Origin of the sequence: Yoonia sp. (genome assembly GCF_017854565.1) — a bacterium.
Classification (GTDB): domain Bacteria; phylum Pseudomonadota; class Alphaproteobacteria; order Rhodobacterales; family Rhodobacteraceae; genus Yoonia.
Window position 1 is genome coordinate 17088 of the sequence record NZ_JAFMHJ010000004.1, and the last position, 15800, is coordinate 32887.

At 59.4% G+C, this 15800-nt stretch carries 14 protein-coding genes and 1 tRNA gene; 5 read left to right on the forward strand and 10 right to left on the reverse strand.

The annotated features are described in order from the left end of the window. Position 1: 1 nt before the first annotated feature. Positions 2-376, reverse strand: coding sequence for a hypothetical protein (locus QZ196_RS03250; protein WP_296423845.1), 375 nt, complete (start codon positions 374-376; stop codon positions 2-4). Between the two features lie 243 nt (positions 377-619). Between QZ196_RS03250 and QZ196_RS03255 the strand changes: the two genes are divergently transcribed. Next, a complete protein-coding gene (locus QZ196_RS03255; protein ID WP_296423847.1) occupies positions 620-3094 on the forward strand; it encodes a DUF3131 domain-containing protein in 2475 nt (824 codons plus the stop codon). Positions 3095-3102: 8 nt separating this feature from the next. Here the strand turns inward: QZ196_RS03255 and QZ196_RS03260 are convergent, their stop codons facing one another. Continuing rightward, entirely contained in the window at positions 3103-3630 is a 528-nt protein-coding gene (locus tag QZ196_RS03260) for a hypothetical protein (protein ID WP_296423849.1), read from the reverse strand. A 726-nt stretch (positions 3631-4356) separates the two neighbouring features. Between QZ196_RS03260 and QZ196_RS03265 the strand changes: the two genes are divergently transcribed. Next, positions 4357-5181: a polysaccharide deacetylase family protein gene (locus tag QZ196_RS03265; protein WP_296423851.1), complete on the forward strand. Its 825-nt coding sequence runs from the start codon at positions 4357-4359 to the stop codon at positions 5179-5181. Between the two features lie 228 nt (positions 5182-5409). Here QZ196_RS03265 and QZ196_RS03270 read toward each other — a convergent pair. The 5 genes from QZ196_RS03270 to QZ196_RS03290 all read right to left on the reverse strand — a co-directional run bounded on the left by QZ196_RS03270 (position 5410) and on the right by QZ196_RS03290 (position 10046). Then, positions 5410-5484: transfer RNA gene (locus tag QZ196_RS03270), tRNA-Glu, on the reverse strand. 74 nt (positions 5485-5558) lie between these two features. Continuing rightward, the gene (gene recJ, locus QZ196_RS03275; RefSeq protein WP_296423853.1) at positions 5559-7322 is read right to left on the reverse strand and encodes a single-stranded-DNA-specific exonuclease RecJ; all 1764 of its coding nucleotides are present in this window, start codon (positions 7320-7322) and stop codon (positions 5559-5561) included. Between the two features lie 43 nt (positions 7323-7365). Continuing rightward, on the reverse strand, positions 7366-8331 hold the full coding sequence (gene glpX, locus QZ196_RS03280; RefSeq protein ID WP_296423854.1) for a class II fructose-bisphosphatase: 966 nt from the start codon (positions 8329-8331) through the stop codon (positions 7366-7368). Positions 8332-8467: 136 nt separating this feature from the next. After that, positions 8468-9754 carry a homoserine dehydrogenase gene (locus QZ196_RS03285; protein WP_296423856.1) on the reverse strand — a complete coding sequence of 429 codons (1287 nt, stop codon included), beginning with the start codon at positions 9752-9754 and terminating at the stop codon, positions 8468-8470. A gap of 55 nt (positions 9755-9809) precedes the next feature. Beyond that, a complete protein-coding gene (locus QZ196_RS03290) occupies positions 9810-10046 on the reverse strand; it encodes a hypothetical protein (RefSeq protein WP_296423858.1) in 237 nt (78 codons plus the stop codon). A 110-nt stretch (positions 10047-10156) separates the two neighbouring features. Here QZ196_RS03290 and QZ196_RS03295 point away from each other — a divergent pair, with 110 nt between their 5' ends. Both QZ196_RS03295 and QZ196_RS03300 read left to right on the forward strand, forming a co-directional pair. Further along, entirely contained in the window at positions 10157-10744 is a 588-nt protein-coding gene (locus tag QZ196_RS03295; RefSeq protein WP_296423861.1) for a TetR/AcrR family transcriptional regulator, read from the forward strand. 53 nt (positions 10745-10797) lie between these two features. Beyond that, positions 10798-11283 (forward strand): hypothetical protein, encoded by a 486-nt coding sequence (locus QZ196_RS03300; protein ID WP_296423863.1) that lies wholly within the window; start codon positions 10798-10800, stop codon positions 11281-11283. Here QZ196_RS03300 and QZ196_RS03305 read toward each other — a convergent pair. Genes QZ196_RS03305 through QZ196_RS03315 form a run of 3 tightly spaced genes read right to left on the reverse strand, consistent with a single transcriptional unit; the run spans position 11280 to position 13965 of the window. Beyond that, positions 11280-11885, reverse strand: coding sequence for a hypothetical protein (locus tag QZ196_RS03305; RefSeq protein ID WP_296423865.1), 606 nt, complete (start codon positions 11883-11885; stop codon positions 11280-11282). The two genes, QZ196_RS03300 and QZ196_RS03305, sit on opposite strands and share 4 nt — an antisense overlap. After that, on the reverse strand, positions 11882-12448 hold the full coding sequence (locus QZ196_RS03310) for a TadE/TadG family type IV pilus assembly protein (RefSeq protein WP_296423867.1): 567 nt from the start codon (positions 12446-12448) through the stop codon (positions 11882-11884). Before QZ196_RS03310 ends, QZ196_RS03305 begins: the two co-directional genes overlap by 4 nt. After that, entirely contained in the window at positions 12445-13965 is a 1521-nt protein-coding gene (locus QZ196_RS03315; protein WP_296423869.1) for a pilus assembly protein TadG-related protein, read from the reverse strand. The genes QZ196_RS03310 and QZ196_RS03315 overlap by 4 nt, the downstream gene beginning before the upstream one ends. Positions 13966-14316: 351 nt before the next feature. Here QZ196_RS03315 and QZ196_RS03320 point away from each other — a divergent pair, with 351 nt between their 5' ends. Then, the gene (locus QZ196_RS03320) at positions 14317-15756 is read left to right on the forward strand and encodes a Glu/Leu/Phe/Val dehydrogenase (protein ID WP_296423872.1); all 1440 of its coding nucleotides are present in this window, start codon (positions 14317-14319) and stop codon (positions 15754-15756) included. The last annotated feature ends 44 nt before the right edge of the window (positions 15757-15800 follow it).

Consider the following 15800-nt stretch of genomic DNA (forward strand, 5'->3'; position numbering starts at 1 on the left):
TTTACGGACCGACGGCACCAAATGTGTAGGCGTCGTAAAGGACGCTATCCAAATTTCGGCAGTTGGCCCGAAGACCTGACAATGCGGTTGGATCATTGAAGGGAAGATACCCCGCCACGCCGACAGACCGGAAGGAACGCGGCAACAAGCGCAGGCCGCAATCTGACCCGGTTGCCGATGCCATCACCAGCAGGCGGGCGGTGCCGATTGCGTTCAAATCATCCCGTGCGACGGCCAGCGGCAGGATTTCAGCAGCTTGTGCTGACGGCGCGGGCAGGGTGTAGGTGCGGTAGAGAAAATCGGTGGTCCAGACGGTGATCACGGAAAATATCAGCAAAACCGCAAGGCCCAGACGCCGCGCACGTTGGCCGGACAAGTCCTCAAAAACTCTTTGAGGATCGGGCAATCGGAAAACTTCTGTTTTCTCCAGCTTGTTCAACTTTCGCCCCGCGCACTCATCACATACCTGCCAAGACAGGACCACTACAAATCCCATGTTACCATAAGATGCGGGTTTGCAGCTAGCGAAAGCTGGATTTTAGGCAATGTATCGGGTAGCATAGCTGGATAATCGAGAAATTATTCAAGATTGAAAATGATCAGTCGCCGCACCGTGATCATGGCAACGACCGCACTACCGTTCGTGCATTTGCCTGTGCGCGCATGGGCTGATGACGCGTCGCAAAAATCACTGTTCCTGCTCTTGGATGCAACGGCGCAAGACCTGCGGATCAATGATATTCGGCCTGTTGTCAGCGCCTTTGTCGCTGCCGGGATATCGGTTTCCGTCGTGTTGCCTGCCCTGTCAGACGCGGGGCCATCGGCGGCGCGGTCTGACGCAATTTACAGGTTTGCCGCCGAACGCGCGCTGGCAGAGCCGGGGCTTGTGGACATTGTCGTGGGCCTGCCGGAAATAACGGCCACGCGACGCTATGAGGTTTTGCGTGCCCTGACCGAGGCGCGGCGCGGAATGGTGGGCATCTGGGGTATGCCCGCGCCGCCGGTCATTGCCACATGGCAGCCCGCGACATATCCCAAGGTCGATCCCTATGCGATGCGATCAGCGGGCTTTCGGGTGCGATTTACCTTGCCCGAAACAGGCGGCGCGTCAGGTCTTGTGCCGCAAAGTTCCATCGCAGCACCGGATTGGGGGCAACTTGAACTTGCAGGTGGTGCGGCGGTGACGCTGGGTGCCGATGCCGGTAAGATACTGGGCGACATGGATGCCGCCGTCGGTGATCAGGTTCTTATGATTTCGCTGCGCCCCGGCGATACGGTTCCACAGGCCGCGCGTTGGATTGACCATCTGCAACAGGCTGTTTGGGACGGGCGGATTTTCACGACGAGATCATCGGATTACATCCTTCAGGTCAGGCCGGGCGCGTCAAAGCTGATCGGACTGCTGATGGACGCGCGTGGCCATGCGGCGCAGACCGCGTCAATGGCCGCCTTCATGCAGGACCTTGACCGAAGCAATTTTGCCTTTGGGCGGCTGGCGGATGGGTCAGCCGCGATCAAGGGCGATTGTATCCCCATTGCAGACGACGGGCCGGATGCGCCAAGCGATTGCGTGCTGTTGTCGGACGACACGGCGCTTGCGGGCGACAGTCTTGGGCGGATCGTTTTGCAGCCTTCGCATTTGGCAACCGGCTGGAGCGGCCCGGATGAGAACGGCAGGTTCGTCGTGCCGCTGGCCCGGTTCCATCCGGCGCAGTTTCTGCGGTCTCTGGACGCCGATCCAATGACGGACGCGGTTGTGCTGGTTTCCGCAGACGATGTTGCCACACCGCTGCAGCGGCAATCGCTGCTGGCGCAGTTTCAATTGGCGCGGCAGGACGGTTTGGCGCAATTCCATGGCGTGACGGATTATGTGGATGCACATTTGGCACCTGACGAGATCCTTGCGCGATATTGGTCAGACCGGCGTCGCAAGACCCAAGGCATGTCCGCGCCGACGGTCATGGGCACGGGCGACCGCGCGGCGTATCTGGATGATGCGGCATGGGCGTGGCGCTATCTTGATGAAACCGCGCATCGTGCAACGGGAGTTTGCGCGGGCACACGGCAGGGCGGGGCCAGTGTCACGCTGAACCGAGACGTGACGTTTTGGGATGTGGCAAGCCAGATTCAGGGGACTATTGCCGCCCAAGAACTGGGGCTTGTGGCAAGAGAAGACGCGCAGGGGCGCATCGGTCTGGTCCTTGGGAATTTGCCGACCACCGCGATCGAAGGGCTGTCCTTGCCCACGGCCCTGTTCGATTCCGGGACGCTTGCGATCGTGAATGCGGGGTTTGATTCCTGCGACGTGGGGCGGTTTCTTTTGTCGTTGAAATGTGCGGTTGATGCGGGGTTGCTGACACCTGATCAGGCGAAAACGGTCGTGGGCCGATGGGATTTGCCGGCAACGATCAAGGATGGGCGGGCCTTTGGGTATGCCAGCGGCCAATGGCGGGATGTGACCCTGTCGCATTGCACGGCCTACGCACGACAGGGCTATGCCGCGTGGGGAATGCCGATGACGGACCCGATGCCCGCCGTCGATGAAAAAAGCACCGCAGATCATTATCTGCGCTTGCTATATATGGCCGACGATGTGGGCCATTATGGCACGGAACCGTACCTGTTGGAGGCGATAGAGGGGCGTCTGAGCGCGCAATCGCGTTATCTGGCCGATATCTTGTTCGATGCGCAGCTGAGCTGGTTTGAGGACACCGGGCGTTTCAAATGCATTTCCGAGGCCCCGCTCAACTTTGCGCCATGGTTCAGTTTTCAGGGGCTTCGGCTTGGCCGGGAAGGGGAGAGTGCCTGGGTCGTTTCAAGCCGGAGCCGCGATCCACGGCATTCCAGCCCGGCGTTCCTGAGACGCGCCGCCGTGATCAGCGCCAAATCGGCCTATTTATGGTCGGCGGTCTATCCGCATGCCTATTCTGACACACTTGTCGGCGTGATCCGTGAAAACGGACGGTCGGACGGTGGTGGCTTCTGCGTCGGGCTGTTCGAAAGCGACTTGTCTGCGATGCGTGACTACAGTGACTTGAATACCAACGGCATTATTTTGCAGGCCATCGCCCATAAATTCCGCGACCGATCCTGAATGCGCGGTCAGTTGTTGAGCGCAACCACCTGCGGATCGCCGGGGCCGAAAGGGATATCATAGCCGTTCAGTTTTTCGATATAATTGGACAGGGGCATGCCATAAGGATCGCGCAGATCTGCCCGCCCATCCGATTTGATGTATTGCGCCAGCGATCCCGCACCCAGCAGATGCGCCGCGGCGAGCATGCCGCTTGGCGTCAGTTCCATCGCGCCGACTTCGGTCCAGGCATAGCTGTCGATCTGCTGATCCTCGATGTAGCCCCACATGACATGCATCCATTCCACGGCCGCATCATCCTGGACCGCCGGGGCGTTGAGAAACTGGTTGGTCGAGTTGATCCCGTTTTTGCCGGTCCAGCCACCACTGAAGTTGTTGTCATATGGGTCGCGGTCGCGGCTGACGTAGCCGAGGTCAATCAGTGCCGCCTCGCCAAATTGATAGGCGCCGATGAAATTGAGTGAATTGACGATTTGATAGTCCCCGCCGGATTCCATCATTTTCAAGGCGATAAGAAATGCGCCAAAATTTGACATAGACATAGTCCTCTCGGGCCCGCGACAAGCGGACGAGCAAAGGTAGTGCGACGCCAAGACGGAAAATCCAGATCGGATTCCCGTGCGGACGCCAATGAAGTTGCCGGAGCCTGCTCGGTTTGTTTGTCTTTGTTGTGATCGATTTTAGGACCGTATTGGCCAATTGCGGCCACATTAAGAACGCATGACCGATCTTGGGTCAACAAGGCAGCGCATCACCACACATGGGGTCATTTGCGCGAAACCCCGCCTATGCGGGCAATTCTTTGCCAATGTTCTTCTGAAATTGACGCAAATCATGGCAACAGACGGTGCCTGACTTGCAAGGCGACTTGCCGACGCAGACGCTTGCCCTGAATAACTGTGCTTTTTCTTGAAAATGGAGGCCGTCGCTCATAGCGTAAGGCATATTCGTTTCATGGGTCGATGGGCGGGGCCAGTGAAGCCCGCCGCGACCGGATTTGAGAAGTAGCCGCTTATGTTGTTTGTTATGCGCCAGTTACCTGCCCAGCGAACCGGCTTGTCGGTAAAGGATGGCGCATTCGGGGCCTGCAACGCGGGCGCATGCGCCGAACCACACAGCGGCGCAGCGAACAGATGCCGTGTCTTGCGTGGCCGCGCGGTGCGATTCGGGCAAGGGCACAGGTTTTTGGGTAACATCGCAAGACTGCGGGCTGCGGTGCCGCCGCGCATACCCGCAAAACGGCCAAACGCAGGCGCCCGAGGATGAACAATCACGCCGCAAGAAGATACCTGCTTGCAGTTGCGGCCATTGCAGCGATTGGATTGGGTCTTGTGGTTCTGGGACCGCACTTGCGTATCGGCACGGAAGGTTCACCGGCGCCGAAACGCGGTATCGTCACCATCACCTTTGACGACGCGGGCCTGTCGCAATACGACGTCGGTTTGCGGGTGGCGCGGGCCGAGGGCGTTGTCGGGACATTGTTTGTGCCAACCGGGCTGGTCACGGACGCGAATGAACCGTCCTGGGTGATGAGCTGGGATCAAATACGTGATTTCCGCGATGCCGGCTGGGAGATCGGTGCCCATGGTGCCCACCATCTGCCCATGACCCAACTTGGCCCCACGACGATGGAAAGCGAGCTGACCGATCCAATCGACGATATCGGTGCGCAAATCGGCGTGCCCCCTGTGTCGTTTTCGTCACCGTTCGGAGACTTCAACGATACGACGATCACAAGGATCATGGCATACTACGATTATCAACTTTCCTGGAAAGGCCACGGTGGCCGCAATCCCATCCCTGACATCGACCCGCGCTATATAGGGCGATTGGAAGTGATCCCGGCGATGAGTTCTGCCGAAGTCTGCGGCGAAATGGTGCGCGCCGCCGAGACGGGGACATGGCTGGTCTTGCTGTTTCACACCATCGTCGCAGGCGAGCCCGTCGCCTATGAGGTGTCCGAGGCGGTCTATACCGAAGTTGTCACCTGTCTGGGGCTGCTCACGCGCAGGGGCGTGGTCGAAAACATGACAGTCCGCGATGCGATGGCCCTGATCACCGCGCAAGAAAGGATGCCCACGCAATAGTGGCCATCCTGGGCATGCTTTTGTATGGCTGTCCGGGCCGCAGCGTGCGCAAGTTCCGGCCTGCCGCCGATGTCGGCATTGCCAAATAGGAACGTATCCAGACCATTCACGAAAGCGCGGTTGATTTTTATCCGCCGCAGCGCAGGTCAACCAAGTTTCAGGGAGAATTCCGTCGTGCATGAAGATTTTCAGATTGTTGGACAAAGTGACTATCATGCAATTCACCAATGGCAGTCCCTAGGGGAATTGAACCCCTCTTTTCAGGTTGAAAACCTGACGTCCTAACCGATAGACGAAGGGACCGCACTTGGTGTGGAGGTTTTAGGGAAAGCGCGGGCGGCGCGCAAGAGGGTATTTGTCGTTTTTTTGGCTTTTGTTCAGTGCGCGGGTGCGGCGTCTTCCAGGCGCAGTTGTACGGACTGCCGCCCTTGCCAGATATTGATTTCCAACCGCCCGGCAAGGTGGAACCGCGCGCCGTTGTGGCCCATCAGCATGGGCCCCAACGGGCCGTCCATTGCCCCAAAGCTGATGGCGTCGATCCGGGCACCCAAGCCGTCGCCAAAGCTTATTTTCAGGTGATTTGCGCCAACTTGCTTGGCAAACAGGATCTGGCAATCGGGAAAGGCAAAGCGCGGGGCAGGGGCACCGGCACCGAAGGGACCCGCATTTTCGATCTGATCAATCAGTTCAACGGTGGCGGCGCCGGGCATCAGGATGCCGTCAAGCCGCAGGTCCGCAGGGCCGATGTCACCCGCGCCTTGTTTGGCGAGTAAATCACCAAGGCGTTGCATCGCGGCATCAAGCTGGTCGCGTGCAACGGTCAGGCCTGCGGCCATCTTGTGCCCGCCGCCTTTGATCAGGAGCCCTTCGGCGGCGGTACGCTGAATTGCGGCACCCAGATCGATTCCCGAAACGGAGCGACCAGAGCCTTTGCCCTCGGGGCCGTCCAGACCGATCACAACGGCGGGGCGGTTGGTGGCTTCTTTCAGACGGGCCGCGACGATGCCGACAACGCCGGGGTGCCAGCCTTCGCCAGCCGCCCAGACCAGTGGGCCATCAAGGCCGCGTTCGGTGGCCTGTTCAAAGGCAAGGTCGCGCACCTGTGCTTCGACCTCGCGGCGTTCGGTGTTGAGTTGATCGAGGCGCGCGGCAAGCGCTGTGGCCTCGTGGCGGTCGATGGTGGCAAGCAGGCGCGCGCCCAGATCGGCCTTGCCGATGCGCCCGCCTGCGTTGACGCGCGGACCCAGCAGAAACCCGAGGTGATAGCTGGTGGGCGTCGCATCAAGCCCTGCGACATCGGCCAATGCGGTCAGGCCGATGCGCTGGCGGCGGGCCATGACGGTCAGGCCTTGCCGGACAAAGGCCCGGTTGACGCCGATCAGCGGCGCGACATCGGCAACGGTGGCCAGCGCGACAAGGTCCAGCATTGCCATCATGTCGGGGCCTTTTTCGCCCTTGGCGCGCAGTTGGCGGTTCGATTCGACCAGCATCAAGAACACGACGCCCGCAGCGCACAGGTGGCCCAGATCGCCGCTTTCGTCCTGCCGGTTGGGGTTCACAACGGCGAGGGCACCGGGCAGGGTTTCGCCGCCGAGGTGGTGATCCAGCACCACGACGTCGGCGCCTTTGGCGGCTGCAATGGGGCCGTGCGACAAGGTGCCACAGTCGACGCAGATGATCAGGTCGTGATCCCTGGCCAGCATTTCCATGGCTTCGTCATTGGGGCCGTAGCCTTCGTCGATGCGGTCGGGGATGTAGAGCGTGGACGGCAGGCCCATATCCCGCAGCCACGTGATAATGAGGGCCGCAGAGGTGCCGCCATCGACGTCATAATCGGCAAAGATCGCAATCTTTTCGCGGGTCGCGACCGCGTGCAGGAACCGCGCGGCGGCTTTTTCCATGTCGCGCATCGCATGGGGGTCAGGCAGCAGATCGCGCAGGGTCGGCGCAAGGAAGGTGGTCGCGTCTTCGGCACCGATGCCGCGCCGCACCAAGGTCCGGCAGAGTGGCGCCGGCAGGCCGGTGGCTTGGGTCATCGCCTCTGAGAGGCGGTCCTCTTCGACAGACGGACCGATCCAGCGCCGCCCCGTTGCAGAGGCGGCGACATTGAGAAAAGCGGGTTTATCTGGTGTGTTTATCATCAACTGCTACGATATGCGCGATCGGCGCAGTTGACCACGGCCATTAGCCCGTCGGGTTGCGATAACGCATGCGCCGGACGGATCCGGTCTTGGAGCGCATCAGGATCGTTTCAGCGGTCACGAACCCGACCTCGCGTTTGATCCCCGGCACCAGCGACCCGTCGGTGACGCCTGTCGCGGCGAAAATCACGTCGCCGGTGACCATATCGTCGCGGGTATAGACCCGGTCGAAATTGGTGATGCCGGCCTTTGTCGCGCGCGCGCGTTCATCATCATTGCGGAACATCAGGCGGCCGAAAATCTGCCCGCCCATGCATTTCAGCGCGGCGGCCGCGAGAACGCCCTCTGGTGCGCCTCCAGAGCCCATATACATGTCGATGCCCGTCGTGATGGGTTCGGCGCAATGCATCACGCCCGCCACATCGCCGTCGGTAATCAGGCGGATGGCAGCGCCAGTGCTGCGGATTTCGGCGATCATGTCTTCGTGCCTTGGACGTTCAAGGACGCAAACGGTGATGTCGTTGGTTGAACAGCCCTTGGCGGCGGCCAGCACCGAGACCCGTTCGGCCGGCGACATATCAAGGGTGACGACGCCGGTACGAAAGCCCGGCCCGACGGCGAGCTTGTCCATATAGACGTCGGGCGCGTGCAGCATGGACCCGCGTGGACCCATGGCAATAACGGCAAGCGCGTTGGGCATGTCCTTGGCCGTAAGTGTCGTGCCTTCGAGTGGATCAAGGGCGATGTCCACGCCGGGGCCGTTGCCGGTGCCGACTTCTTCGCCGATGAACAGCATTGGGGCTTCGTCACGTTCACCTTCGCCGATCACGACGACACCGGCGATGTCGAGCTTGTTCAGCTGGGTCCGCATCGCGTCTACGGCGGCCTGATCGGCGGCTTTTTCGTCACCGCGCCCAATGAGGGACGCGCAGGCAATCGCGGCGGCTTCTGACACGCGGGCAAGCCCGAGCGACAGCATACGGTCGTTGAAATCGGCAGGATTTAGCATCGGGTCGTCCTTTGATGGCGTGGAGCCCGTAAAGCCTGTCTGGGGTGCGTGGACAAGCCTGTTTGCGCTAAACGCCGGTCAGGCAGAATTTTCGGGAACATTCCGGTTCCCGACAGTCTGGAATGTTGCGGCGCCGTCAGACGGCTTCAATGCGAATCGCGACGGGGGTGCCGGATACGACGCCAGTGGCTTTGAAATCAGCCAGCGCCGCGTCCAGTGCGGTTCGTGTTGTCTTGTGCGTCACGATCAAGACGGGGGCTGTGATATCATGATGGTCATACTGGCGCATCCGGTCGATCGAAATCCCCGCCTCGCCCAAAGCATGGGCCACTTTCGCCAAGGCACCGGGTTTATCGAGAAGCAGCATCCGCAGGTAATAGGGGGCGGCGACGGCGGCGCGCGCCGCGCGTGCTTTTCGCAGTGTCCTGGCGGGCTGGCCAAAGGTTGAAATCCGCGCGCCACGTGCGATATCCATCACGTCGCCCATCACGGCACTGGCGGTCGGCCCCTCGCCGGCGCCGGGGCCGCGCAGCACGATCTGACCCACAGAATCACCTTCGAGCACAACCATGTTGGTGCCGCCCTGAAGTTGCCCGAGCGGCGACGTGTCGGGAACCAGACAGGGTGACATGCGTTGTTCCAGCCCCCGCCCGGTCATCTGCGCCACGCCAAGCAGTTTGATCTTGTAGCCCATATCGGCGGCCTGATGGATGTCTTCGATGGTGATGGACCCGATGCCCTCCAATTCGACGGCATCGAAATCAACCTGAGTGGCAAAGGCGATGGCAGAGAGCAGCGCCAGTTTATGACCGGCGTCAATGCCGCCCACATCCAATTCGGGGTCTGCTTCGAGATAGCCAAGCTGGTTGGCCTCGTCGAATACCGCATCATAGCTGAGCCCGGCGTCCTCCATCCGGGTCAGGATGTAGTTGCAACTGCCATTCATCACGCCAATGACACGGGTGATTGCATTTCCGGCAAGACCTTCGGTCAGCGCCTTGACCACGGGGATGCCACCGGCGACCGCAGCTTCGAACCGGATCACGAGGCCCGCCTCTTCGGCCATTTCAGCAAGGGCCTGACCGTGGATGGCCATCAGGGCCTTGTTCGCTGTCACCACGTCCTTGCCCGCTTTTATGGCGGCCTCGGTCGCGTGTTTGGCGGGGCCGTCGTGGCCACCCATGACTTCGATAAAGACATCGACGTCCGGGCGTTGGGCAAGGGTCACGGGATCGTCTTCCCAAGCATAACCGGAAAGATCGACCCCGCGGTTCTTGCTGCGCGAACGGGCCGACACGGCGCTGATCACGATGGGCCGGCCCGCACGGGTTTCGAGCAATGCACCGTGTTTTTGCACGATCCGTACAATGCCGATTCCGACGGTGCCAAGACCCGCAATTCCAAGGCGCAGTGGTTCAGTCATCGGCTTATATCCATCGGTTGGGGTATTTGAAAAACGTACTAGCGAATAGAACCACTTACTGCAACGCGGCGATGTCAGTCTGGCGCAGGCGGGCGGCGCGTGCCTGTAAGGCGGCGATGCGGCGGGCCAGTACCGTGTCATTTGTGGCCGTGTCGGTGGTTTGCTGCAAAAGCGGTGAGAGCGCCGTCAATTGCGGGTAGGGCGCATTGCGCGCCGTTGCGCTGACGGACCCTTCCAGGGCGGGAAACGGGGCGCAGGCGCCACAGCAGATCAGGAAAAGGGCGATGCGCATGATAGTCCCGGCGTTCACAGTGTTGCAGCAGGGTATCCGCTGCGCCCCGGTGAGGGCAAGACGTGCATCAAGGCTTTTCAACTGAACATCTGTTCAGTTAGATGCAGGGTATGGCGCGCAAGCAAGGTTCACATTCCGATATCACCGGCCCAAGGGTGCTTGAAACGGCGCTGCGCCTGATTGCGCAGCATGGGTTTGCAGCGGTGTCGATGCGCCAGATTGCGGCGGAGGTCGGTGTGCAGGCGGGCGCGCTGTATAATTACACACCTGATAAACAAAGCCTTTTGTTCGATTTGATGCGCAGCCACATGGCCGATTTGCTGAATGCGTTGGCCGCGGCTGACCTGCAGGGTGATGCGCTGGCACGGCTTGAAGGGTTCACCCGCTTCCATATCCGGTTTCATTTGCCGCGATCAGATCAGGTTTTTGTGTCTTATATGGAGCTGCGCAATCTCGCGCCCGAGAATTTCGCCGCGATTGAGGCGATGCGCCGCGATTACGAGGATGTGCTTGAGGATATTTTGCGTGCCGGCGAGGCCGAGGGGATATTTGCGGTCCCGGACACCCGTGTCGCCACGATGGCCCTGATCGCGATGCTGACGGGACTGAGCCATTGGTACCGCGAGGGCGGGCGGCTGGCGATGAATAAGATTGAGGCGATCTATTGGGATTTGGTGCGAAAGGCCGTCTCTGTCTAGGCATTCGCGCGTAGCTGGGATAGGCCGGGTTCATCACATGTAAGAGGGCAGGGATGTTTAACGCGGATGAAAATGGGGTCTATGCCCGGGTGCAAGCGTCGTCGGCGCGCAGGTTTTTTGCCTATGGCGTGCTTTTTTCGCTGGGGGCGCTGCTGATTTATGCGCCATTGGCAAAGCCACCTGCGTTGCCGTGGCTGGTGTTCATGCTTGGATTCGGTGGGTTGGTGTTGTGGCTGGCCGAGCAATTGCGCCGGGGCACCCGCGTGTCAATTGAATTAACCGAGACCGAAGTCCGCGACAGCACTGGCCGGGTTCTGGCACGGCTTGACGATGTGCGCAGTGTAGAGCGCGGCGCGCTTGCCATGAAGCCATCAAATGGGTTCACACTGGTTTTGAAGAGTAAAAAGCCCCGTGCCTGGGCGCCGGGGCTTTGGTGGCGTCTGGGCAACCGGGTTGGTGTTGGCGGCGTCACGTCGGCGGGCGAAGCGAAATTCATGGCGGAACAAATCGCCTTTCGTATCGCCACACGCGACGACTAGCAGATTTCGTCGCCGTTTGATGGGTCTGCCGGCGATGGATCAAAGCAAATTGTGCTCGTGAAGCGTGGGGTGATGACGGTGAACGACTGGAATTCGAGATCGTCCAGTCTTGTCCCGGTAAAAGGCCCCATGCCGATTGAGAAAGGCGCGCTGTATTGGATCCGGGTCTCTACCAGAATCGCCTTGTCGCCGTTTGCCATCAGAGGCAGCCTGTCGCGCAGACCTTCAAGGTCTGTGTTGGTCAGTTTTGATCCCATGCCACGATGACGTGACCAGACCACCATGTATTTGTCGGTTGATGCACGGTATTCGTAGACGGTTGCGCGGAAATCGGGGTCACTGTCCGATGATGTCAGGACGCGCAGCACATTACGTATCCCGACGAGATACTCCCAGCCGATCGGCGTTTGTTCACGGCTGATCATGTCTGCGATGGTCAAACCGGCGCGCGTGCTGATTGATTCCGCCCGAAACACATCAAAGTACACAAGGGTCGAGAGCAGTGCCCAAACCAGCATCGGCACGACCAGCAGCAGCTCAACAGACATGTTGCCTGCGTCATCTTCGTGAAAGTCACGCAGTAATTTCGCGATTTTGGTCATTGCGCAAATGGCTCCACAACAAATGCCGAGGTTGCGACCAGCGCATAGGACCCCTGTGCGGCGCTGCTTGTATTGCTATCGGCAATGGCCTTGCCAATACCAGAGGTTGGCAGCATCGGATCGAACCGGGCGCAGACGCGCAGGATCAAGAGTTCATTATTGGATCCGTTCGTAAATTCGATCACAGGCTGCACGGCGGCACCCCGATCGATGCATTTCACGACAGGATCGACCGCAGCCCAGTTGCGTGGGTTGCGCCGCACCATTTCGAGTTCAAGCTGACTGGTGCAATTGGGGATAATGCCGGCCACATCGCAAATCCGCTCGCGGAGCGTTTCGCGGGTGGGGTTCGGCATCCGTCCGATCCGCACATCCCGTACGGCAATATCGACTCCGCGCTCTAACATGACATGGCGCGCAGAGATCATGCCGTTTTCGTAGGTCATCAGGAAGAACATGAAAAAAACCGGAAACACGATCACGAATTCAAGCGTGGCCGTGCCGTCCTCGGACGCCCGAAACCGTCGGAGCAAGGTTTTGAGTGTTGCGAATGCGCGTGTCAAAGGCTCAACCTCAGGTCCGTAATCTGTTCGGCGATATTGGCGAAAATATCGTTGAGCGCGGCACCTTCGGTTTCAAAGTAATGCGCGGATGATGAGGCACAGTCGCGCATTTCATCTTCACCATGGGATGTGGCACCCATCGCAATCGCAAAAATTGTGATATTCTGGGCTTTGGCGGCGTCACACAAGCTTTGCATCATGGTGTCTGCCTGCCACGCAGTATAGCCATTGTAGGTCAATGAATTGAGCGAAATCCGCCGCGATCGAGGGGACAGGTGATAATACCAGTATCTTTGGTTATAGGTTCTCCAGCGCAGCTGTTCTTCTGCTGTGTCGTAGTATTTCGTTTTGAGCCGCCGCCCTGCGACGTTTTCACCATCGGTCATCAGGACCATGTATTTCACGGTATCCAATGCCGAGCTGGCTGTCGGGTAATCCGACGGGCGCAGACCCGCAAACGCGGGGTCGATGCTTGGCATTCCAGCGATCAAAGGGCGCATTGATGGGTCAAGCAGCGACAGGCCCCATTTCAGGCCAAGATGGATCGCGGTGTAGGTCCGGGGGCTGTATTGGTTGATGGCTGCCTTCAGAACATCCGCATCCTGGCTTAACGGAATGATGCCTTCGAAGCTTTCTTTTGGACAGCTTGGTTCACGCACCGTGCCGTCGCCGGAGCTTGAATAATAGTCAAATGTTTCAACTTGCCGATAGGTCCGGGAAATGTCGAATTCGGTGGTGTTGAATTCGGACGGCAGGAAGTCGACGCAACGGGACGGATTTAATCCGGCGGTCACTGCGGGGTCCACAGGATCACTGCCCGACACGGTCATCGGAATAGGTTCGGTGGTCAACGCAGCAAACAGTTCATCACCAATGCTGACGTTTGCCGAATAGGCCACCAATGATATGGAAATCTGATCTTCGTATTCCGGCTTGAGCAGCTCATCGATAAAATTGGTCGCAGCGGTGCGCAGCAGTCGATACCTGTAATTTCTGGCGCTGCTGACCCAGCTGCCCATCGAACCGGAGATATCCAGGACCAGGGATATTTCGATATTACCTGTCCCCTCGATCGCGGCGGATTTCGCGGGGGCTTCCAAAGTGTCGATACCGACGAGTTTGAGGTAGAAAGTGTTCAAAGCCAACTCTGACCGCACCTCTACAGAGCGCGAGCCGACCTGCGTGCCGATGATCGGTTCGCCGATGATGGCACCGTCAAATCCGGCCTTGTCGAAATAGTCGATCACGACGGCTTTGGCATCTAGGCTTTGGTCAAGTTCGGCGGCGGCCAGCACGGCCCGGTCCGACACGCTTTGCAACAAAGCGCGCCGCGATTCGAAGCGCATGAAATCAACGGCCATACCGCCGAGCACCAGCATGAGGACCAATAGCAACAAGGCCATGATCAAGATACTGCCTTCCTCATTGCGCGCAAACTTGCCCAGAAACGTCGTCGGGGCCGGTTTCACATCGGAAGCGATTGCAGTTCTAACAATCTTGCGTGGTCTGAACATCATGTTATCCCTCGTGGCAGCGCAGCGCGTAATCATACCGCCAAAGCGGTACTCACACATCCCCAAACCACATCAAAGCACACCACTGTGGCAAAATTGGGGCGAAATCATCGCCGTAAGGCTGATTCAATCGCGCAAAATGTGACATTCCGAATGAAATTACAAAATTGCCCAACCGTTGGAAACAATGCGGCGGGGTGCGATTGTGCTGCGAAAAGTCAGGGGCGCGGGAAATCTTCCTTTTTTCTAAACTGCCCATTTTTTAGACGCCTTTAAGAGAATCATCGCTATGTTGCGCGAAGGGCCATTTGAGACCCGTCACTACCGGCAAAGCCGGAGCAGGAAGGAAGAATTATGACTGCGCACCAGTCCCCCATTGAACCTAGTTTCCGCCAATCCGTTGATATGATGTTCAACAGGGCCGTGGCCCTGATGGACCTTAGTCCGGGTCTTGAGGAAAAAATCAGGGTTTGCAATGCCACGTATACCGTCCGTTTCGGTGTCCGCCTGCGCGGCGCGCTGCATACGTTTACCGGGTATCGGTCTGTGCATTCCGAGCATATGGAACCTGTCAAAGGCGGTATCCGCTTTGCGCTGAGCGTCAATCAGGACGAGGTCGAGGCGCTGGCGGCGTTGATGACGTATAAATGCGCCTTGGTCGAAGCCCCGTTTGGCGGCTCCAAGGGTGGTCTTTGCATCGACCCGCGCGCATGGAACGAACACGAGCTTGAGTTGATCACGCGCCGCTTTGCCTATGAGCTGATCAAACGTGACCTGATCAACCCTGCGCAAAACGTCCCCGCACCCGACATGGGCACCGGCGAGCGCGAGATGGCCTGGATCGCCGACCAGTACAAGCGCATGAACACGACAGATATCAACGGCGCTGCCTGCGTCACGGGCAAGCCGTTGAATGCGGGCGGTATCGCGGGCCGGATCGAGGCGACAGGCCGTGGCGTGCAATATGCGCTGCAAGAGTTTTTCCGCTATCCCGAAGACGTGGCGATTGCCAATCTGTCGGGCACGCTCAAGGGAAAGCGCGTCATTGTGCAAGGTCTGGGCAACGTGGGGTATCACGCCGCCAAGTTCCTGTCAGAGGAAGACGGCGCGATCGTCACGGGGATCATCGAACGCGACGGTGCATTGCACGACGAGGCCGGTCTGGATGTCGAAGCCGTGCATGCCTGGATCGCGAAACACGGCGGCGTGACGGGTTACCCCGCTGCCAATCACCACACCGATGGTGCGGCGTTGCTGGAAGCTGAATGCGATATCCTGATCCCGGCGGCGCTTGAGGGGGTGATCAACCTGTCGAATGCGGACCGGATCAAAGCCCCCCTGATCGTCGAGGCCGCCAACGGTCCGATTACAGCCGGTGCCGATGATATTCTGCGCGAAAAGGGCTGTGTGATCATCCCTGATATGTATGCCAACGCCGGCGGTGTGACCGTGTCCTACTTTGAGTGGGTCAAGAACCTGTCGCATATCCGCTTTGGCCGGATGCAGCGGCGGGCCGAAGAAAGCCGTCACCAGCTTGTCGTGGACGAGTTGGAGCGGCTGTCGGCGGATAAGGGACTTGGGTGGGAGCTGAGCCCCAACTTCAAGGAACGCTATCTGCGTGGCGCGGGCGAGCTGGAGCTGGTCCGGTCCGGTCTGGATGACACGATGCGCGCGGCCTATCAGGCGATGCGTGCGGTGTGGCATGGCCGTGACGATGTGAAGGACCTGCGCACGGCGGCCTATTTGGTGTCGATCCGCAAAGTGGCTGACAGCTATCGGGCCAAAGGGCTTTAGGCCCTCAAGCGCAAGGCGTATGCCTTGCACATCTGCGTACGCGC

Excerpts from the sequence above, each read along its gene's own strand:
- QZ196_RS03255 (WP_296423847.1), top strand. The coding sequence starts at position 620 with ATGGCAACGACCGCACTACCGTTCGTGCATTTGCCTGTGCGCGCATGG.
- QZ196_RS03260 (WP_296423849.1), bottom strand. The coding sequence starts at position 3,630 with ATGTCAAATTTTGGCGCATTTCTTATCGCCTTGAAAATGATGGAATCC.
- QZ196_RS03265 (WP_296423851.1), top strand. The coding sequence starts at position 4,357 with ATGAACAATCACGCCGCAAGAAGATACCTGCTTGCAGTTGCGGCCATT.
- recJ (WP_296423853.1), bottom strand. The coding sequence starts at position 7,322 with ATGATAAACACACCAGATAAACCCGCTTTTCTCAATGTCGCCGCCTCT.
- glpX (WP_296423854.1), bottom strand. The coding sequence starts at position 8,331 with ATGCTAAATCCTGCCGATTTCAACGACCGTATGCTGTCGCTCGGGCTT.
- QZ196_RS03285 (WP_296423856.1), bottom strand. The coding sequence starts at position 9,754 with ATGACTGAACCACTGCGCCTTGGAATTGCGGGTCTTGGCACCGTCGGA.
- QZ196_RS03290 (WP_296423858.1), bottom strand. The coding sequence starts at position 10,046 with ATGCGCATCGCCCTTTTCCTGATCTGCTGTGGCGCCTGCGCCCCGTTT.
- QZ196_RS03295 (WP_296423861.1), top strand. The coding sequence starts at position 10,157 with ATGGCGCGCAAGCAAGGTTCACATTCCGATATCACCGGCCCAAGGGTG.
- QZ196_RS03300 (WP_296423863.1), top strand. The coding sequence starts at position 10,798 with ATGTTTAACGCGGATGAAAATGGGGTCTATGCCCGGGTGCAAGCGTCG.
- QZ196_RS03305 (WP_296423865.1), bottom strand. The coding sequence starts at position 11,885 with ATGACCAAAATCGCGAAATTACTGCGTGACTTTCACGAAGATGACGCA.
- QZ196_RS03315 (WP_296423869.1), bottom strand. The coding sequence starts at position 13,965 with ATGATGTTCAGACCACGCAAGATTGTTAGAACTGCAATCGCTTCCGAT.
- QZ196_RS03320 (WP_296423872.1), top strand. The coding sequence starts at position 14,317 with ATGACTGCGCACCAGTCCCCCATTGAACCTAGTTTCCGCCAATCCGTT.